We start from the raw sequence: 17,713 nt of genomic DNA on the forward strand, positions 1-17,713 counted from the left end.
GGCGGCAACTGCTACCGTCCTGTATGTCAGACAACGATAGCGCTACCGCACTTCGCCCGATAGCGGTCGGCGGCACCGCCCAGGCCGCCCTCGGGGTGTTCGCCTTCTCGTTCAGCTTCCCCGCCACCGCCTGGGCCCTGGAGGGCTTCGGCCCGTGGACGGTCACCGGCCTGCGCGGGATCCTCGCCGGACTGCTCGCCGGGGCCTGCCTGCTGGCCACCGGCGCCCGCGTCCCGCCCCGGTCCGCCTGGCCGGGTTTGGCGGCCGTCGCGGTGGGCTGCGCGGTCGGCTTCCCGCTGCTGTCCACGCTCGCCCTGCGGCTCTCCTCCACCGCGCACTCCGCCGTGGTGATCGGCCTGCTGCCGCTGGCCACCGCCGCCGTCGGCGCCCTGCGGGCCGGGGCGCGGCCCCCGCGCGCGTTCTGGGCCGCCGCGCTGGCCGGGGCCGCCGTCGTCCTCGCCTTCACCGTCCAGCAGAGCGGCGGTGCGGGCCTGACCACCGCCGACCTGTACCTGTTCGGGGCGCTGCTGGTCTGCGCGTTCGGCTACGCGGAGGGCGGGCGGCTGGCCCGGCGGATGCCCGGCTGGCAGGTGATCGGCTGGGGCGTGGTCGCCGCGCTGCCCGTCACCGCGCTCACCGGCGCGCTCGCGCTGACCGTCGAACCCGTGCACTGGAACTGGCACGGCGTCACCGGACTGGCCTACCTGGCGGCGGTCTCCCAGTTCGGCGGCTTCGTCGTCTGGTACCGCGGCATGGCCGCCATCGGCGTCCCCCGCGCCAGCCAACTCCAGCTCGCCCAGCCGCTGTTGACGCTCTGCTGGGCCGTCCTGCTGCTCGCCGAGACACTGCCGGCCACTGCCGTCCCGACCGCCCTCGCCGTCGTCGCCTGCATCGCGGCCACCCAGCGGGCCGGACGGAAGTGGACCGGGCGGAAGCGGGCCTGGTGGAAGGGGAAAGCGGAGGAGAGGGCGGAGGAGAAGGTGGCGGAGCGGGTGCGGGCGGCGGACGGTCAGGCGGTCAGGACGCAGTAGAGGTGCTGCCCGTCCTGCTTCGCGCGACGGGCCAGGACGCCCAACTGGTGGATCAGCTTCATGAGTTCGATCCGCTCGACGCTCTTCACCTCTTCGGTGCGAGCCCACTGGCTGGTGAGCTGGGGCAGCCGCTTGCGCTGCACGCCGGCCAGGGCGTCCCGGGTCTCGTCGGAGAGTTCGACCACCCAGGGGCCGGTCATCCACGGGTCCTCGAAGTCGACGGCGGTGGCCGGGGCCTCCTCGTGCCAGGGCTGCAGGCCGGTCGGCCACACCGAGCGGTCCGGGCCGTCCTCGGCGGGGGCCGGGGCGTCCTCCTCGCGCAGCGCGGACACCAGGCGGGGCAGGACCACGGTCGGGTCGATCCCCCGGGCCCGCACCGACTCGAACACCTCGGCGGCCGGGCGCTCCCCGCTCGTCATCACCTTCCGCACGGCGGCCTCGTCGGCGGCCCGGAAGTAGTCGGTCTGCAAGTCCATGGCGCGACGCTCCCCATCGTTCGGCAAGGCGCCCAGTGCATCACAGCCCGGACCGCCGCGGGTACCGCGTCGCCGTCCTGTGATCTCGCTCCCAGTCGCCGGGAGGACGTTCCGCCACGGCGGTTCGCGTACTAGTGCCGCGTCAGGCCACCTTTGCCCGTCAAGGAGCGGTGTCCGGTGCGTGCTCTCGGCGTGCCGGCCGGAAGCCCTCGTACTGGGTGTACTCGGGTTTTCGGCCGGTGCGGCGAGAGGGCGTGCCGGGCGCCGCGACGGGGCGAAGGTGGCCTGACGCGGCACTAGCTTCCGCCTGTGAGCGCCGAGCCGAACCGTCCGCTGCGGGTGCTGCTGGGCGCGTCCGTGCTGGCCAACACCGGCGACGGCGTGCTGCGCACCGGCCTGCTGCTGGTGGTGGCGCACCTGACCGGCTCCGTGAACGCCTCGTCGCTGGTGATGGCGGTGAGCGCGGTGCCGTGGCTGCTGTTCGGGATCCCCGCCGGGCTGCTCGCCGACCGGGACGGACGAACCGGTCGGACCGGCCGAGACGGGTGAACCGGCCGGGACGGGCGGTTCCGTCGAGGTGGAGCGGGCGGGGCGGCACCCCCGCACAAGGTGCCGCGCCGCCCGCTCCGGTCAGTAGGAGCCGGGGATGCCGGCGTCCTTGCAGGCCTTGGCGAACTGCGGGGTGCAGATGTCCTCGGCCTTGTAGAGGCCGCCGTCGATCACCGTCTCGGTGATCTTGTCCTTGGTGACGACGACCGGGGTGAGCAGCATCGAGGGGATCTGCTTGTCGCCGGACTGGGTGACGGCGGCGGCCACCGAGGTGATGTCGATGCCCTTGACCAGGTAGACCGCCATGTTGGCGGCCGCCTCGGCCTCCGGCTGGTACGGCTTGTAGATGGTGTACGCCTGATCGCCGGTGAGGATCCGGCGGATCGCGTCCAGCGAGGCGTCCTGCCCGCCGACCGGCACGTCGGTGCGCCCGGCCTTGTGCAGGGCGTCGATGATCGCGCCGGCCATGCCGTCGTTGGCGGAGTACACGGCCTGGAAGCCGTTCTTGCCGAGCTTGGAGACCGCTTCGTCGATCTTCGCCGAGGCGACCTCGGGCTTCCACTCGCCGGACTGCTCGTAGGCGATCCGCTTGACCTTGCCGTCCAGCGCCAGGTGCGCGCCGGTCTTGAAGGAGGCGGCGTTGGGGTCGGTCTCCGCGCCGTTGATCATCAGGATGTCGGAGTCGGCGGGCTTCTTGCCGGCCTTGCCCATCGCGTCCAGCAGGGCCTGGCCCTGGAGTTCGCCGGTGCGCTGGTTGTCGAAGGAGATGTAGGCGACCACGTCGCCGGCGGCCAGCCGGTCGTACGCGATGACCTTGGTGCCCTTCTTCTTCGCCTCCTCGACCCACGGCGCGGTGACGGCGGCGTTCACCGGGTCGAGCAGGATCACCTTGACCCCGCGCGAGAGCAGTGCGTCGAACTGCTCCTTCTGCACCTTCTCGTCGCCGTCGGCGTTGGCGTAGTCGAGGGCGCACTTGGTGCACAGCCCCTCGACGGACGCCTGGATCAGCGGCTTGTCGAACGCTTCGTAGCGGGTGGACGAGGATCGCTCGGGCAGCAGCAGTCCGATGGACTGGTTGCCCGAGGACGAGGGCTTGTCGTCCCCGCAGGCGGCGAGCGACAGCGCCATCGACACGGCGGCCGTGCCGATGACGAGTCGACGCGTCATCGAGTTCATGGTGGGTGGTGCCTCCCTGACAGCGCCGTGTCCCTACGGCGAGGTGAAGGGGAGTCAAGCCCACCCATCATGTGTCGTCAAGAAGTAAATCATTGGTGGGGGTGATTCAGCCAACTCGTTACCTTCTTGAATGCAATCCGGGAGATTTGCCTACGGAGCGTTCACCGCTCGTTACGCGCCACCAGGAACACGCCGCCGACCACGATCGCGCCGCCGAGCATGATCGGCCAGGTCAGCGCCTCGGAGAGGAAGAGCCAGCCGAGGAAAACCGCCACCACCGGATTGACGTACGCATAGGTGGCCACCAGGGTCAGCGGCGCGCGCTGCAAAAGCCAGGCGTAAGACGTGAACGCGACAATGGATCCGAACAGCACCAGGTACACCAGGCCCGCCCACGATCCGGCGGACACCGCCCCCGGGTCGAACCGGCCCGGCTCGCCCCGGACGAACGACAGCGCCAGCGCGCCCAGCGCGCCCGCCAGCATCTCGTACACGCTCGCCACGAACGGGTCGGCCGGCATCGGCAGCCGACCCGCCAGCACCGAGCCCAGCGCCCACACCACCGCCGCGACCACCACCAGTAGCAGCCCCGACAGCCCGACCGCGCCGGTCAGGCCCGGCGCGGTCAGCACCCCCAGGCCCACCAGCCCGAGCAGCACCCCCGCCAGGGTGGCCCCGCAGGTCCGGACCCCGAACACCCGGCGCAGCAGCACCACCCAGAGCGGCACGCTCGCCACCATCAGCGCCGCCAGCCCCGACGGCACGGTGCGCTCGGCCAGCACCACCAGCCCGTTGCCGCCGACCAGCAGCAGCGCGCCCACCAGGAACGCGGAGCCGAACTGAGGCCACGTCACCCGCAGTGCCCGCCACCCCTGACGGACCGCCAGGCCCGCCCCGAGCAGCAGCGCCGCCGCGCCGAAGCGCAGCGCGCCCGACAGCAGCGGCGGCATGGTCTCCACCACCACCCGGATCGCCAGGTAGGTCGATCCCCACACCACGTACACGATGCCGAGCGCCGCCCACACCGCCGCCCCGAGCCCGCCCGGGCGGACGGCGGCCTTGGTCGCGGTCGCGGGGCCGGTGGCGGAGGCGGGGACGGGGGGCGCGTCGGAGGGGGGTGCCCCCGGGGTCGGACAGTCGGGGTCGGCGTCGGCCGGGGTCTGCGGGGAGGGCGCGGACATGGGCGTCTCCTGGTCTTGGTCCTGACACGGGCGTTCGGCGGAATGACACCACACTCCGCCCGCGCCCGGCAGGGAGTTTCGGCACCCGGTACGGGTCACTACGGGCGAATCCCCTCCACCGCACGCCGGACAGGGCCGACCGGATGAACCGGCGCACCACCGCGCCCCCAGCCGGGCCGCCCCGGCCGCGCCGGATGGTAGGCATGGGGGCGGGCCCTGGCGCAGCCGATCGGAGGAGCGGCCGCATGGCATGGTTCGCCGCACCCGAGTACCGGCTCGCCCGCGAGCTGTTCCTGCGCCTGCTCGCCCTCGTCTACGGCTGCGGATTCCTCGCCGCCGCCCGGCAGTTCCGCGCCCTGCTGGGCAGCCGCGGCCTGCTCCCGATCCCGCGTTTCCTGGCCCGCGTCCCGTTCCGCCGCGCCCCCAGCCTGTTCCACTGGTACTACAGCGACCGCCTCTACGCCGTCCTCGCCCGGACCGGTCTGCTGCTGTCCGCCGCCCTGCTCGCCGGAGCCGCGAACCTGCTGCCGCTCGGCGCGGCGATGGCGCTCTGGGCGCTGCTCTGGATCCTCTACCTGTCGATCGTCAACACCGGGCAGACCTGGTACGCCTTCGGGTGGGAGTCCCTGCTGCTGGAGGCCGGGGCGCTCGCCGTGTTCCTCGGCAACGACCGGGTCGCCCCGCCGCTGCCCGTGCTGTGGCTGCTGCGCTGGCTGCTGTTCCGGGTCGAGTTCGGCGCCGGACTGATCAAGTGGCGCGGCGACGCCTGCTGGCGCAAACTCACCTGCCTCTACCACCACCACGAGACCCAGCCCATGCCCGGCCCGCTCAGCTGGTTCTTCCACCACCTGCCCCGGCCGCTGCACAAGGTCGAGGCCGCCGCCAACCACGTTGTCCAACTCGCCGTCCCCTTCGGCCTGTTCCTCCCGCAGCCGATCGCCTCCGACGCCGCCCTGCTGATGGTCGCCACCCAGCTGTGGCTGATCGCCTCCGGCAACTTCGCCTGGCTGAACTGGCTCACCGTCGCCCTCGCCCTGTCCGTCCTCGACACCGGCACCCTGCGCCGCGCCCTGCCGATCGGCCCCGACCACGGGTACCCGGGCCAACCCGCCTGGTACCAGGCCCTGGTGGCCGCGTACGCCCTGCTGGTGCTCGCCCGCTCGTGGCAGCCCGCGCGCAACCTGGTCTCCCCGCGCCAGCAGATGAACCGCTCCTGGGACCGCCTCCACCTGGTCAACAGCTACGGCGCGTTCGGCTCCGTCAACCGGACCAGGTACGAGATCGTCCTCGAGGGCACCCGCGACGCGCGCGGCGCGGACGGCTGGCAGGAGTACGAGTTCCCCGGCAAACCCGGTGAAGTGCGCCGCCTGCCAAGGCAGTTCGCGCCCTACCACCTGCGGCTCGACTGGCTGATGTGGTTCGCCGCGATCTCCCCGTCCTACGCCCGCCCCTGGTTCCTCCCGCTGCTCGCCCGCCTGCTCGTCAACGACCCCGCCACCCTGCGCCTGCTGCGCCGCAACCCCTTCCCCGACGCGCCGCCCGCGCTGGTCCGGGCCCGCCTGTACCGCTACCGCTTCACCGACGGCCCCGAGCTGCGCGACACCGGCGCCTGGTGGCACCGCGACCACGTCCGCGACCACCAGCCGCCCGTCGGGCTCGCCGAACTGCGCCGCTTCCTGCCCGCGGACGCCGCCCCCGGCCGTGCCCCCGGCGCCCCCGGCCGGACGAGCGGAGAGCGCCGATGACCCCACCCAACGCCCGGCCCCCACCCCGGCGGGGCGTACTGTCGGTGCCGCTCCCTACCATACGGACCACACGGACGGGCCCGCGCCCACCGCCACCGGTCCGCCGCGGCCCGGTATTTCACGGAGGGCCGGTGCGTGCACGGCTCGAACGCGCACCCGTATTCTGGCCTCCCGCGACGCCACCACCGCCGCAACCACCCCACCCGCCCCGCCAGTCCTTCTGCCCGCCAAACGCCACGAACCGGACTTCACATGACAGTGCGCACCCTGAACGACGCCGACGACGCCGCGTCCGAGACCGCGTCCGCGACGGACGGCGAGACCCGCCAGAGCACCCGTGAGGAACTCGGCCGCTTCGCCGACCAGGGCGGCTTCACCCTCACCGCCGACGCCAACCCCTGGCTGGAGGCCGCCGAGACGCTCACCGGGCCCGAGGACGCCCGCGCCGCGTCCACCGTCCTCGCCGAACTCCGCAGCCGCGACACCCGCGCCATCGGCCGGGCCGCCAACGCGATCGCCGCCAAGGCCGGCCTCGACATCCCCGACACCCTCGGCGGCCTCAGCACCCTGCTCGAACTCCTCCAGCGCGTCCACGCCACCAGCGCGACGCTGCGCACCGAGGTCTACGAGCAGGACCTGGTCGAGCTCGCCGCCGCGACCGGCAGCGCCGCCTACCGCAAGGACAGCGGCGCCAAGCTCGGCTGGAACCGCCGCCGCCAGCTCCGCGCCCAGGCCCGCGCCCTCGCCGCCGCCGGCACCCGCCCCGGCCGCGCCGACCTGCACGCCGCGCTGGTCGCCGCCGCGGCCGCCCACCGCGACTGGAACATCCTCTCCACCGCGGCCTCCCGCCCCGCGGTACCCGTGGACGGCACCCTGCTCACCGAGACCGCCAACGTCGTGGAGTCGCTCACCGACGCGGTCCGCTCACTGGCCCGCCTCCTCCCCGAGCGCTCCCTCGACTCCCTCCCGCTCGCCGAACTCGCCGAACTCGTCGACCGCCTGGCCGCGGACGAGGGCACCCTCTACCGCCTCTCCGCCCTGCGCCAGCTGCGGCTGGAACTCGCCGAGCAGGGGCTCACGGAGCTGCTGGACGAGTTGCACGAGCGGCAGGCCGACAAGGACGCTGCGCTGGCGGCGTACGACCGGCACGTCGCCGCGAAGGCCGCGCTGGCGGCGGGGCCGCGGACGGCTGCGGAGGCGGAGGTCGAGACCGCTGTCGAGGAGACGGTGGTGGAGACCGAGGCTGAGGCTGAGGTTTCGGAGCCGGTGGCCGAGGAGCCGACGGTGGAGACCGAGGTTGAGGTCGCCGTCGAGGAGTCGGTGATCGAGGTCGAGGCTGCCGCTGAGGAGCCCGAGGCGGAGATCGCCGTCGAGGCCGTTGAACCGGTGGCGGAGACCGAGGTCGAGGCCACGGTCGAGATTGCGGAGCCGGAGGCCGTCGAGGCTGAGCCCGTTGTGGCCGAGCCGGAGCCTGTCGCCGTTGAGGCCGTTGAGGCCGTTGTGGCGGAGCCGGAGGCCGTTGAGGTCGAGGCTGTCGCCGTTGAGGTCGAGGTCGTGGAGCCGGAGCCCGAGGTCGAGGTTGTGGCGGTCGAGGCTGAGGCTGTTGTGGTCGAGCCGGAGCCTGTCGCCGTTGAGGCCGTTGAGGCCGTTGTGGCGGAGCCGGAGGCCGTCGAGGTCGAGGCTGTCGCCGTTGAGGTCGAGGTCGTGGAGCCAAAAGCCGTTGTGGCGGAGCCGGAGCCCGAGGTCGAGCCCGTTGCGGTGGAGCCGGAGGCCGTGGAGCCCGAGGCTGCTGTAGTCGAGCCGGAGCCGGAGCCGGAGCCGGAGCCGGAGCCGGAGCCGGAGCCGGAGCCGGAGCCGGAGCCGGAGCCGGAGCCCGAGCCCGAGGTCGTGGAGCCCGAGCCGGAGGCTGTTGTGGTGGCGGCCGGGCCGGTCAAGCCCGAGTTGACGCCAGGCAAGCCGATCACCGGGTACTCCGCGGAGGAGCTGGTCGCGCTGGTGGCCTGGCTGGACGCGGACGGGGAGAAGCGCAGTGACGACGAGTTGCTGCGGGCGGCCATGAAGGAGCTCGGGTTCGGTCGGCTCGGGCCGCGGATCAAGGAGGCGCTGGGGGCCGCGGTGGCTTCCGTGCGGGCCTGACGCTCCGTCAGGAGTGGGGTGTTCCGCCCGTCGTCGTGCCTGGTGCGCGGCGGCGGGCGGTGCCGTTCCGGCGGGGGCGGTCGGGGGTCATTCGCCGATGTCCTCGGACCAGAGGTCGGGGCGGGCGGTGACGAAGTCGGTCATCAGGCGTACGCAGCGCGGGTCGTCGAGCAGGGTGATGCCGGTGCCGTGGGCGGCGAGCCAGTCGTGGCCGCCGGTGAAGGTGGTGGACTCGCCGATCACCACGTGGCCGATGCCGAACTGGCGGACCAGGCCGGAGCAGTACCAGCAGGGCGAGAGGGTGGTGACCATCACCGTGTCGCGGTAGCCGCGCAGCCGTCCGGCGTCCCGGAACGCGGAGGTCTCGGCGTGCAGGGACGGGTCGCCGTCCTGGACCCGCCGGTTGTGTCCGCGTCCGAGGAGCCGCCCGTCCCGCCGGAAGAGCGCGGCCCCGATCGGGATGCCGCCCTCCGCGAGTCCGGCCTCCGCCTCGGCCACCGCGACGTCCAGCCACGTCCCGGCCTGCTCCGCCGTCACCCCACCGTCCACCGGCCACCTCCGTCGTCCGTCCCGCCGCTCTTCGGCGTCCACCTTCTCCGGGTACCCGGTGCGGGGCGGTCCGCCACGCCGGGCGGGGTCAGACGACGGTGACGGCGACGCCGGCGGCTTCGAGGGCGGCGAGTTCGGCGGGCGGGGCGGTGGGGTCGGTGACCAGGGTGTGCAGGTGGTCGGTGGGGACGGCGCGGGCGAAGGCGGTGCGGCCGAGTTTGCCGCCGTCGGCGGCGGCGAGGGTGCGGCGGGCGGCGGCGGTGGCGGCCCTCTTCACGGTGGCGTCGTCGAGGTCGTAGGAGGTCAGGCCGTCGGCGGCGCTGAGGGCGCAGCAGCCGAGGACGGCGGTGTCGAAGCGCAGGGCGGAGAGCGAGGCGAGGGTCAGCGGGCCGGTCAGGGCGCCCTCGGTGGCGCGGGGCTGTCCGCCGGGGACGATCAGGGTGGCCGGGCCGGGGGTGTCGCCGAAGACGTGGACGGCGGGCAGCGAGAGCGGCATCACGGTGACGGGGCGTTCGCGCAGCAGGCGGGCGAGTTCCAGGCAGGTGGTGCCGCTGTCGAGGACGACGGTCTCGCCGTCGGCGATGAGGGCGGAGATCCCGGCGGCGATCCGGCGCTTGGCGTCGACTGCCTCGCGGGCGCGCAGCGCGAACGGGGGTTCCTCGCCGCGCAGCAGCAGGGTGCGGGCCCCGCCGCGGAAGCGTTCCAGGACGCCCTGCGCGGAGAGGGCGTCCAGGTCGCGCCGGACGGTCATCTCGGAGGCGCCGGTCAGCTCGGCGAGTTCCGGGACGGTGGCGCTGCCCGCGTCCCGGACGGTCTGGGCGATCAGGGCGTGCCGCTCCGCGTTGTTCATACCGAGATTGAACCGCACCGCACAACGCACAGGCAATCTGTTCGATAACGCCACTTTCGAACATCGAGGATGTTCGTTATGGTCGTCCGCATGGAACGCTCGCTCCGGGCCGCTCGCGTGGCGACCTACGTCTACTTCGTCCTGTGCGGCACCCTGATGGGCGCGTGGGTCGTGCACATCCCCGCGATCGAGACCCGGGTCGGCATCGGCCACGCCGCGCTCGGCGGCCTGCTGGTGCTGCTGGGCCTCGGCGCCTTCGGCGGCATGCGGGCGGCCGGGCCGCTCACCGACCGCCTCGGCGCCCGGGCCGTCGTCCCGGCCTCCGGCGTCCTGTGCGCCGCGTCGCTGGTGCTGCCCGCCCTGGCCCCGGACCCGTGGACGCTGGCCGGGGCGCTGCTGGTCTTCGGCTTCGCCAACGGCTGCCTGGACGTGAGCATGAACGCCCACGCCGTGCACGTGGAGCAGGCGTACGGGCGCCCCGTCATGTCCGGCTTCCACGCCACCTTCTCGGTCGGCGGCGTGATCGCGGCCGGGGCCGCCGCCGCGTCCGCCGCCGCCGGGCTCGGCCCGGCCGCCACCCTCGCCCTCCTCGGCGCGGCCGGTGCCGCCACCGCCCTGCTGACCGCCCGCAGCCTGCTGCCCGGCGGCGCGGCGCCGACCGGGGACGGGCCCGCGCCCGAGGCACCGGGCGGGTCGTCCGAGACACCGGCCGCGCCGGCCGTGCCGGCCGGGTCGTCCGCCGACAGCGGCGTCCGCCGTCGGATCCGGGTCCTCGCGGTGCTGGCGCTGATGGTGATGCTGAGCGAGGGCGCGGCCAACGACTGGAGCGCCCTGCACCTCAAGGACGTGCTCGGCGCGCCCGCGAGCACCGCCGCGTTCGCCTACGGCACCTACGCCGCCGCGATGACCACCGGGCGCCTGCTCGCCGACCGGGTCTCGGCCCGGTACGGGGCGGCGGCCGTCCTGCGGTACGGCGCGGCCACCGCCGCCGTCGGCATCACCGTCGCCGCCCTGACGCCCTGGGTGTGGGCGGCGTTCCTCGGCTGGGCGCTGTTCGGCCTGGGCCTGTCCGGGTGCGTCCCGCAACTGTTCAGCGCCGCCGGGCACGCCGACCCGGCCGCCGCGGGCGCCAACGTCTCGCGGGTCGCCGGGCTCGGCTACCTCGGCATGCTGGCCGGCCCCGCCGTCATCGGCTGGCTCACCCACCTGACCGCCCTCAACCACGCCTTCCTGCTGCTCACCCTGCTGTGCGCCGTCACCGCCGCGGCCGCGGCCGTCCTGCGCCCCGCCGGGCCCGCCACCGCCACCGCCCCCGCCGCGCAGACCCGCGCGTCCGCCCCGGCGGGCGGCCCGGCGGGCGGCCCCCACTAGACCACCCGTGCGGCCCGGGCCGGGGCCGCACGGGTCTGCGCGCCCGGCGCCGACGGCCCGTCAGGGGCGGGTGGGCGCCCGCCGGAGTCGACGGTTCCTTTAGGGTGCGGGGATGCGAGATTTCGGGGCGGGACTGCGGTTCCTGTTCAGCGGGCAGCGGTGGGTGGCGCGGCACGGGCGGTGGTGGGGCTTCGGGATGATCCCGGCGCTGATCGCCCTGGTCGGGTACGTGGTGGCACTGGCGGTGCTGATCGTCTACGCGGGCGACCTGGCCGCCTGGGCGACGCCGTTCGCGGACGGCTGGAGCGAGCCGTTGCGCGACGCCGTGCGGACGGTCGTCGCCGTGCTGGCGGTCGTCGCGGGCGGGCTGCTGTCGATGCTGACCTTCACGGCGGCGGCGCTGCTGATCGGCGAGCCGTTCTACGAGTCGCTGTCGGCGAAGGTCGAGGAGACCGAGGGCGGCGGCCCGCCGGAGCCGGACGTCCCGCTGTGGCGCCAGCTCTGGGTCGCGGCGCGGGACAGCCTCGCGGTGCTGCTGCGGGCGGCGGCGTTCGGGATCGTGCTGTTCCTGTGCGGGTTCATCCCGGTGCTGGGGCAGACCGTCGTCCCGGTGGTGGCGCTGTGCGTGTCCGGCTTCTACCTGGCCGTCGAGCTGACGGGCACCCCGCTGCAGAAGCGCGGCCTGTCGCAGAAGCAGCGGCTGCGGCTGCTGCGCTCCCGGCTGCCGATGACGCTCGGCTTCGGCGCGGGCCTGGCGCTGCTGTTCCTGATCCCGGTGGTGACGGTGCTGGCGATGCCGGGCGGGGTGGCGGGCGCGACGCTGCTGGCCCGGGAGCTCTCCCCGTACGAGCCCGAGGGGGCGCGGCGGCCGGAGGACGCGGACCCGGACACCGGCGCGGACGCGGACACCGGCGCGGACGCGGAGGACGGCGGCGGCGAGCTGCCGCGGCCGGGCCGGGGGCCGTACGCCAACCCCTACGCCGCCGACCCGTACGCCGCCGACCCCTACCGCGCCGACCCGCGGGCCTGACGGCGAGAGGCCTGGCCGGCCGGGGCGGTCGGGGCGGTCGCCACGCGTCACGGTGACTTGACTCAGCGTCACCGATTGCGCGATAACGTCCCCATGGCCGTAACCGTGCACGCCGCCCCGCGCGGCATCGATCTCGGCGACCCCGCGTTCTGGCGGCTCCCCGAGGAGGCCCGGGCCGCGGCGTTCACCCGGCTGCGCGAGCGTCCCGGCCCGGTCGGGTTCACCGACCGGGCGACGGGGCGGCGCTGCTGGGCGCTGGTCCGGCACGCCGAGGTGACGGCGGCCGGCCGCGCGCCGGAGGTGTACCTGTCCGGGCCGGGGGCCGGTGGGCCGGAGCCGGGCCGGTGGGTGCGGGCGCTGTTCGGCGACTCGCTGCTCGACCTGGACGACCCCCGGCACGCCGACCTGCGCCGGACGGTCGGCCGGGCGTTCACGCCCCGGCTGCTGGCCGCGGTCGAGCAGGACGTCCGGGCCACCGCCGCCGAGCTGGTCGACCGGCTGGAGCGGGAGCGCCCGACCGATTTCGTCGCCGCCGTCGCGGCCGAACTCCCGTACCGGGTGCTCTGCTCGATGCTGGGCCTCCCGTCGGAGCGCCTGCGCCGGGCCGCGGGCCGGTCGGACCGCGACGCCGCCGCCGCCCGGGCCGGGCTGGCGCTCCGGCTGGCGGTCCGGCGGGCGGTGGCCGCCCCGGCTCGCGAACGCCGCCGCCGACCGGCCGACGACCTGATCTCCGCCCTGGTCGCCCCCGGCCCGGACGGCCGCGGGCTGGACGTCCGCGAACTCGCCGCGTTCTGCACGCTGCTGCTGGACCTCGGCGTCCGGGCCACCCGGGACGCGCTCGCCCGCGGCCTGCACCTGCTGACCGTCCACCCCGCCCAGCGGGCCCTGCTGCTCGGCGACCTCGACGCCCACCTGGGCGGCGCGGTCGAGGAGGTCCTGCGCTGCGCCACCCCGGTCGACCGGCTGCGCCGCACCGTCGCCGTCGACCACCGCCTCGCCGGCCTCCGGCTGGCCGCGGGCGACGGGGTGCTCCTCTGCTACGGCTCCGCCAACCGCGACGAGTCGGTCTTCCCCGCCCCCGACGCCTTCGACATCACCCGCTCGCCCAACCCCCACCTCGCCTTCGGCGGCGGCGGCCCGCACTTCTGCCTCGGCGCCCACCTGGCCCGCCACCAACTGCGCGCCCTGCTCCGCGAACTGCTCACCCGCCTCCCGGAGATCCGCGCCACCACCGCCCCCGACACCGTCCCGTCCGCGACCGGCTCGCGGGTCCGCTCGCTGGGGTTCACCTTCTGAACGACGGCGGGGCGGCCACCGCCGTGCGCGGTGGCCGCCCCGGGGGTCTCGGGCGGCGGGGTCAGGACGGGCGGCTGCCCACCGCGTCGCGGACCTCGGCGCCCAGGACGCTGTTGGCGCGGGCGCAGTGGGCGCCGCAGAAGAAGCGGCCGGCGACTTCGACGCCGTGGCCGACGATGCGGACGGTGCACTGTTCGCAGCGGGGGGCGAGCTTCTCCATCGCGCATTCGAAGCTGTCGAAGACGTAGGTGTCGCCGGTGATCGTCTTGATCTCGAAGGACAGCCAGTAGTCGTTCTGGCACACCACGCAGATCGCCATGTCGGGGTTCCTCTCGTCGTACGGGTCCACCGCCGAGTCTTGGCCCGGGGCGGGCGGGCGGCAATCGGCGGCGGTCCGAACGGAGAAAACCGGAGGAACCGGAACGAAACGCCGGGGTCCGTCCGATAATGGGCAGCAGGGTCCGGGGTCCAGCCGAGGAGGCCGAGATGATCATCCGAATCTGGGAGGCGCAGGTCGCCCCGCACCGGGCCGATGACTTCTGCGCCAGGCTCGCCTCGACCGTGCTGCCCGGCCTCGGCCGGTGGGACGGCTTCCTCGGCGGCGAACTGCTGCGGGCCTGCGCCGACGGGGACCACCGGGTGCAGATGATCACCCGCTGGCGGGACGAGGAGGCGCTGCGGGCGTACGCCGGGCCGATGTGGCGGATCCGGCCGGTCTGGTCGGAGGGCGAACTGCGCGAGCTGGAGCACCCGCCGACGGTGGTGCACTTCCACTCGCTGCGCCGGATCGAGCAGGCCCCCGGGGAGTCCGCGGCCGCGGCCTGAGGAGCGCGGAGGCGGCGCGCCGGTGCGAGGGGGGACCGGCCGGGGGCTCAGGCCACGGGGATGCCGGTGTCGGCCTTCACCTGCTTCATCGTCAGGTGCGAGTGCACCTGCGCGATGCCCGGCAGCCCGGAGAGCACGTCGGTGACGAAACGCTCGTACGCGGCGAGGTCGGCCACCGCGACCCGCAGCAGGTAGTCCGGGTCGCCGAACAGGCGGTGCGCCTCGACCACCTCCGGCAGCTCGGCCACCCGGCGCTCGAACTCGGCGACGGTGGCCCGGTCCTCGTGCCGCATCACCACCGTGACGAAGGGCTGGAAGCCGCGTCCGACGGCGGTCGGGTCGAGCCGGGCGCGGTAGCCGCGGATCACGCCCTGCTGCTCCAGGTGGCGCACCCGGCGCAGGCACGGGGACGGGGTCAGGCCGACCCGGTCGGCCAGGTCGGCGTTGCTGATCCGGCCGTCCTGCTGGAGCTCGTGGAGGATTCTGCGGTCGAGGCGGTCCATGGCGCAACATTCTGCCAGAGCAGGGCGGTGACCAGCGAAAACGGGACATCGGCTGCCAACGGTGGACGGCTAGCGTCCGGGTGCTGAGATTTTCCCCTCCCGGTGGCCCCCGAACGCTCTCCCGAAGGTGCCCATGGACCCGCACGCCCTGCTGCTCTTCCTCGGCGTCGACGTGCTGCTGGTCTGCACGCCCGGCCCCGACTGGCTGTACATCGCCGCCCGCGGCCTCGGCCAGGGCCGCCGCGCCGCGCTCACCGCCGTCACCGGCGTCTGCGCGGGCTACGCCGTGCACACCCTGCTCTCCGCCGCCGGGCTGGCCGCCGCGCTGCGGGCCGTCCCCGCGCTGCTGCCCACCCTGCGCCTGGCGGGGGCCGGCTACCTGGTGCTCCTCGCCGCCGGGATGCTGCTGGCCCTGCGCCGGGACGGCGGCGGTGCCCGGGCCCTGGCCGCGGCCGGTCCGCAGCCGGCCCGGACGGTGCTGCGGCAGTCGCTGCTGACCGCGCTGCTCAACCCGAAGGGCCTGCTGCTCTACCTGTCGCTGGTCCCGCAGTTCGTCACCCCGGACGGCGCGCTGCCGGTCGGCGGGCAGGTCGCGGCGCTCGGCGCGGTCAACGTCCTGTGCTGTGCGGCCGTCTACTCGGCGGTCGCCCTGGCCACCGCCCGCCTCGGCGGCCGGTTCGGCGCCACCCCGGTGGCGGCGCGGCGCCTGTCCGCGGTCTCGGCGGTGCTGCTGCTGGCCGTGGCGGGCGTGACGGCGACCGCCTGAACCCGCGCGCCCCGACCGAGGTGACGGGGCGTCAACTGCCTTGAGGCGCGCCCGGAGTGGAGTTGGGGGGGAGATCGGGGGCCGGGGCGGACTCGGGAGTCGTCGGACTCGGGAGTCGGCGGGCTCAGGAGTCGGCGTGCTCCGACAGGACCTCGATGGCGATGGCGAGCTGCTTGCGGAAGGAGGCCAGGTCATGGTCGTCGAAGGAGTCCATCAGGCGGCGCTCCACGGCCACGGCTTCGCGGTCCGCCTTGCGGAGCAGGGCCGTGCCGGCCCGGGTGAGGCGGAGCAGGAGGACCTTGGCGTGGTCGGGCGAGTTCGTCCGGCTGATCAGCTTGCGCTGGTCGAGCAGCGAGATGACCCCGTTCATGGCCTGCGCGGTCACGCCGCAGATGCGGGCCAGCCGGGCGCCCGAGATGTTCGGGTTCTCCGCCAGGAGGAGCAGGGCCGAGTACTGGGGGACCGTCAGGCCGAAGGGGCGCAGCACCCGGTTCTTCTCGGCGATCAGGGCCTGCTCGGCCTGCTTGATGAGACTGCCGAGCCGCTGGTCGAACGGCAGCTCCGACTCCGTCGTCGGCATCTTTCCTCCTTGGTGGGACCCCGGTGCGCAGTTCGGACATCCGTGCACGGTTCGGACGTCGGCGGCCCATTGGTTGCTCCAGGCTACCGGTTCGGATGCGTCGGGTGAAGCTCCTGACCTTGTCTTGTGTCAGGGTCAGGGGAGAAAAAATCTAATGACACTTGAATCAAGGTCATGATAGCTTTCAGTCGCCGCCGGAGAGTGGCGGCAGGTCACACGGGGGGTAGCCATGTATTTCCGGGAGGTAAAAGGCGGTGGTGAGAGCAGAAGCGGAATACGTTCTGCTGTTCTGCATCTCCCGCCCCGGCACGACACATCGGCCGCCGCTGTGCTGGCCGGTCGGGCCGACGCCGACGAGGTGCGGCGGGACGGCTACCGCCGGCTGCCGGTGGACGACCGGCGCGCGGCACCGGACCTCGCCGTCGAGGCGGGGCGGACGGCGCTGGAGCGCGCGGGGCTGACGGCCGACCGGCTGGGCCTGGTCGCGCACGCCTGGATCCACCACCAGGGCCACGACTTCTGGTCCCCGGCGCACTACGTGGCCTCCTCGCTGGGGGCGCGCAACGCCGAGCCGGTCGGCGTGCAGCAGATGTGCAACGGCGGCGCGGCCGCCCTGCGGATCGCGCTCGACCGGATGGCGGCCGACCCCGGGGTGGAAGCCGCCCTGGTGACCACGGCGGACAGCTTCCCCGCTCCCGGGTTCGAGCGCTGGCGCGCCGACTACGGTGTGGCGTACGGCGACGGAGGCACCGCCCTGCTGCTCACCCGGGAGCACGCCCGCTACCGGGTCGCGGGCCTGGCGACCGTCGCCGCGCCCGAACTGGAGCTGATGCACCGGGGGGACGACGCCTTCTCCGCGGCCCCGCGGCAGCACGGTGCGGCGCTCGACGTGCGGCGCACCAAGAAGGCGTTCCTGGTCCGGGCGGGCAAGGAGGTGTTCGCAGAGACGGTCGACCGCTCGCTGCGCCGTGCGGTGACCGGCGCGCTGGAGCAGGCCCGGCTGGGCCCGAACGCCACCCTGCCGGTGGCCCTGCCGCGCCTGGGCCGCTCGGTCCTGGAGAGCGCGTACCTGCCCGCCCTGGCGGGGCTGGTCGAGGGCGAGGTGCTGGACTTCGGCCCGGACACCGGCCACCTCGGCGCCGGTGACGCCGCCGCCTCGCTGGCGGAGGCCGACGCCCGGGGCCTCGTTCCACCCGGCGGCCACCTGCTGGTCATCTCCGCCGGTGCGGGCTTCACCTGGACCGCCCTGGTCGTCCAGGCCCTCTGACACCCCGACGTCCCGACCCGAGCCGGCGTCCCGACCCCGCGTTCCGATCCCGCGTTCCGATCCAGCGTCCGGGCACAGCGCCCCGATCAGACCTCCCGACCCGTTCCCCTGACCCGTTCTCCCGACCCCGCGTCCGGTCTCCGGCGCTCCCGTCCGATTCCCGACGGGCCGGGTCCGCAGCACAGCCAGGTCCCCTCCTCCTCCCGGTGCGGCAGCGACGCCGCTCGCCCGGGCCGAGCCGTCGGCCACCGAGCCGACCCCTTCGCTCCCCTCCTCGCGTCCTCGTGGACCCCGCGTGCAGTGCGGCACGCCGGAGGGGACGCCCCCCGTACGTCCTGACCCCACCGGAGCCGTCCGGCACGCCGTCGTGCCCGGTCCGGTG

18 protein-coding genes are annotated in these 17,713 nt (G+C 74.5%); 10 read left to right on the forward strand and 8 right to left on the reverse strand.

Annotated features, from left to right (window positions below; genetic code table 11):
- Nucleotides 1-23: 23 nt before the first annotated feature.
- Nucleotides 24-1,031, forward strand: a complete 1,008-nt coding sequence (locus tag ACIP60_RS01110) for a DMT family transporter (protein WP_400678804.1) — start codon at nucleotides 24-26, stop codon at nucleotides 1,029-1,031.
- Here ACIP60_RS01110 and ACIP60_RS01115 read toward each other — a convergent pair.
- On the reverse strand, nucleotides 1,010-1,507 hold the full coding sequence (locus ACIP60_RS01115) for a hypothetical protein (RefSeq protein WP_400678805.1): 498 nt from the start codon (nucleotides 1,505-1,507) through the stop codon (nucleotides 1,010-1,012). The genes ACIP60_RS01110 and ACIP60_RS01115 overlap by 22 nt on opposite strands.
- A gap of 309 nt (nucleotides 1,508-1,816) precedes the next feature.
- On the opposite strand from ACIP60_RS01115, the gene ACIP60_RS01120 reads away from it, so the two are divergent.
- Entirely contained in the window at nucleotides 1,817-2,056 is a 240-nt protein-coding gene (locus tag ACIP60_RS01120) for a hypothetical protein (RefSeq protein WP_400678806.1), read from the forward strand.
- An 81-nt stretch (nucleotides 2,057-2,137) separates the two neighbouring features.
- Here ACIP60_RS01120 and ACIP60_RS01125 read toward each other — a convergent pair whose 3' ends face one another.
- Nucleotides 2,138-3,232, reverse strand: a complete 1,095-nt coding sequence (locus ACIP60_RS01125) for a sugar ABC transporter substrate-binding protein (RefSeq protein WP_400678807.1) — start codon at nucleotides 3,230-3,232, stop codon at nucleotides 2,138-2,140.
- Between the two features lie 161 nt (nucleotides 3,233-3,393).
- The gene (locus tag ACIP60_RS01130; RefSeq protein WP_400678809.1) at nucleotides 3,394-4,413 is read right to left on the reverse strand and encodes an EamA family transporter; all 1,020 of its coding nucleotides are present in this window, start codon (nucleotides 4,411-4,413) and stop codon (nucleotides 3,394-3,396) included.
- 245 nt (nucleotides 4,414-4,658) lie between these two features.
- Between ACIP60_RS01130 and ACIP60_RS01135 the strand changes: the two genes are divergently transcribed.
- A complete protein-coding gene (locus tag ACIP60_RS01135; RefSeq protein ID WP_400678810.1) occupies nucleotides 4,659-6,158 on the forward strand; it encodes a lipase maturation factor family protein in 1,500 nt (499 codons plus the stop codon).
- Nucleotides 6,159-6,410: 252 nt separating this feature from the next.
- Complete coding sequence (locus ACIP60_RS01140; protein ID WP_400678812.1) at nucleotides 6,411-8,294, forward strand: hypothetical protein; 1,884 nt, start codon at nucleotides 6,411-6,413, stop codon at nucleotides 8,292-8,294.
- An 87-nt stretch (nucleotides 8,295-8,381) separates the two neighbouring features.
- On the opposite strand, the gene ACIP60_RS01145 is transcribed toward ACIP60_RS01140, so the two are convergent.
- Nucleotides 8,382-8,843, reverse strand: coding sequence for a nucleoside deaminase (locus ACIP60_RS01145; RefSeq protein ID WP_400678813.1), 462 nt, complete (start codon nucleotides 8,841-8,843; stop codon nucleotides 8,382-8,384).
- An 88-nt stretch (nucleotides 8,844-8,931) separates the two neighbouring features.
- On the reverse strand, nucleotides 8,932-9,693 hold the full coding sequence (locus tag ACIP60_RS01150) for a DeoR/GlpR family DNA-binding transcription regulator (RefSeq protein ID WP_400678815.1): 762 nt from the start codon (nucleotides 9,691-9,693) through the stop codon (nucleotides 8,932-8,934).
- A 90-nt stretch (nucleotides 9,694-9,783) separates the two neighbouring features.
- Between ACIP60_RS01150 and ACIP60_RS01155 the strand changes: the two genes are divergently transcribed.
- From ACIP60_RS01155 to ACIP60_RS01165, 3 genes are all read left to right on the forward strand, one after another.
- A complete protein-coding gene (locus ACIP60_RS01155; RefSeq protein ID WP_400678817.1) occupies nucleotides 9,784-11,064 on the forward strand; it encodes an MFS transporter in 1,281 nt (426 codons plus the stop codon).
- A 112-nt stretch (nucleotides 11,065-11,176) separates the two neighbouring features.
- Nucleotides 11,177-12,094 carry an EI24 domain-containing protein gene (locus ACIP60_RS01160; RefSeq protein WP_400678818.1) on the forward strand — a complete coding sequence of 306 codons (918 nt, stop codon included), beginning with the start codon at nucleotides 11,177-11,179 and terminating at the stop codon, nucleotides 12,092-12,094.
- A 93-nt stretch (nucleotides 12,095-12,187) separates the two neighbouring features.
- Nucleotides 12,188-13,390, forward strand: a complete 1,203-nt coding sequence (locus ACIP60_RS01165) for a cytochrome P450 (RefSeq protein WP_400678820.1) — start codon at nucleotides 12,188-12,190, stop codon at nucleotides 13,388-13,390.
- A 61-nt stretch (nucleotides 13,391-13,451) separates the two neighbouring features.
- Here ACIP60_RS01165 and ACIP60_RS01170 read toward each other — a convergent pair whose 3' ends face one another.
- A complete protein-coding gene (locus ACIP60_RS01170; RefSeq protein ID WP_100839697.1) occupies nucleotides 13,452-13,709 on the reverse strand; it encodes a Prokaryotic metallothionein in 258 nt (85 codons plus the stop codon).
- 167 nt (nucleotides 13,710-13,876) lie between these two features.
- On the opposite strand from ACIP60_RS01170, the gene ACIP60_RS01175 reads away from it, so the two are divergent.
- On the forward strand, nucleotides 13,877-14,215 hold the full coding sequence (locus ACIP60_RS01175) for an antibiotic biosynthesis monooxygenase family protein (protein ID WP_400678822.1): 339 nt from the start codon (nucleotides 13,877-13,879) through the stop codon (nucleotides 14,213-14,215).
- 47 nt (nucleotides 14,216-14,262) lie between these two features.
- On the opposite strand, the gene ACIP60_RS01180 is transcribed toward ACIP60_RS01175, so the two are convergent.
- A complete protein-coding gene (locus tag ACIP60_RS01180) occupies nucleotides 14,263-14,718 on the reverse strand; it encodes an Lrp/AsnC family transcriptional regulator (RefSeq protein ID WP_400678824.1) in 456 nt (151 codons plus the stop codon).
- A gap of 133 nt (nucleotides 14,719-14,851) precedes the next feature.
- On the opposite strand from ACIP60_RS01180, the gene ACIP60_RS01185 reads away from it, so the two are divergent.
- Nucleotides 14,852-15,484, forward strand: coding sequence for a LysE family translocator (locus ACIP60_RS01185; protein ID WP_400678825.1), 633 nt, complete (start codon nucleotides 14,852-14,854; stop codon nucleotides 15,482-15,484).
- A gap of 124 nt (nucleotides 15,485-15,608) precedes the next feature.
- Here ACIP60_RS01185 and ACIP60_RS01190 read toward each other — a convergent pair whose 3' ends face one another.
- Nucleotides 15,609-16,064, reverse strand: coding sequence for a MarR family winged helix-turn-helix transcriptional regulator (locus ACIP60_RS01190; protein ID WP_400678827.1), 456 nt, complete (start codon nucleotides 16,062-16,064; stop codon nucleotides 15,609-15,611).
- 328 nt (nucleotides 16,065-16,392) lie between these two features.
- Here ACIP60_RS01190 and ACIP60_RS01195 point away from each other — a divergent pair, with 328 nt between their 5' ends.
- Nucleotides 16,393-17,331 (forward strand): ketoacyl-ACP synthase III family protein, encoded by a 939-nt coding sequence (locus ACIP60_RS01195; protein ID WP_233533578.1) that lies wholly within the window; start codon nucleotides 16,393-16,395, stop codon nucleotides 17,329-17,331.
- Nucleotides 17,332-17,713 lie beyond the last annotated feature (382 nt).

It is taken from the genome of Kitasatospora sp. NPDC088783, assembly GCF_044750705.1.
In the GTDB taxonomy this organism is placed as follows: Bacteria; Actinomycetota; Actinomycetes; order Streptomycetales; family Streptomycetaceae; genus Kitasatospora; species Kitasatospora fiedleri.

Coding starts and splice junctions, on each gene's coding strand:
- ACIP60_RS01110 (WP_400678804.1), top strand. CDS start 24: ATGTCAGACAACGATAGCGCTACCGCACTTCGCCCGATAGCGGTCGGC.
- ACIP60_RS01115 (WP_400678805.1), bottom strand. CDS start 1,507: ATGGACTTGCAGACCGACTACTTCCGGGCCGCCGACGAGGCCGCCGTG.
- ACIP60_RS01125 (WP_400678807.1), bottom strand. CDS start 3,232: ATGAACTCGATGACGCGTCGACTCGTCATCGGCACGGCCGCCGTGTCG.
- ACIP60_RS01130 (WP_400678809.1), bottom strand. CDS start 4,413: ATGTCCGCGCCCTCCCCGCAGACCCCGGCCGACGCCGACCCCGACTGT.
- ACIP60_RS01135 (WP_400678810.1), top strand. CDS start 4,659: ATGGCATGGTTCGCCGCACCCGAGTACCGGCTCGCCCGCGAGCTGTTC.
- ACIP60_RS01140 (WP_400678812.1), top strand. CDS start 6,411: ATGACAGTGCGCACCCTGAACGACGCCGACGACGCCGCGTCCGAGACC.
- ACIP60_RS01150 (WP_400678815.1), bottom strand. CDS start 9,693: ATGAACAACGCGGAGCGGCACGCCCTGATCGCCCAGACCGTCCGGGAC.
- ACIP60_RS01155 (WP_400678817.1), top strand. CDS start 9,784: ATGGAACGCTCGCTCCGGGCCGCTCGCGTGGCGACCTACGTCTACTTC.
- ACIP60_RS01160 (WP_400678818.1), top strand. CDS start 11,177: ATGCGAGATTTCGGGGCGGGACTGCGGTTCCTGTTCAGCGGGCAGCGG.
- ACIP60_RS01165 (WP_400678820.1), top strand. CDS start 12,188: ATGGCCGTAACCGTGCACGCCGCCCCGCGCGGCATCGATCTCGGCGAC.
- ACIP60_RS01170 (WP_100839697.1), bottom strand. CDS start 13,709: ATGGCGATCTGCGTGGTGTGCCAGAACGACTACTGGCTGTCCTTCGAG.
- ACIP60_RS01175 (WP_400678822.1), top strand. CDS start 13,877: ATGATCATCCGAATCTGGGAGGCGCAGGTCGCCCCGCACCGGGCCGAT.
- ACIP60_RS01180 (WP_400678824.1), bottom strand. CDS start 14,718: ATGGACCGCCTCGACCGCAGAATCCTCCACGAGCTCCAGCAGGACGGC.
- ACIP60_RS01185 (WP_400678825.1), top strand. CDS start 14,852: ATGGACCCGCACGCCCTGCTGCTCTTCCTCGGCGTCGACGTGCTGCTG.
- ACIP60_RS01190 (WP_400678827.1), bottom strand. CDS start 16,064: ATGCCGACGACGGAGTCGGAGCTGCCGTTCGACCAGCGGCTCGGCAGT.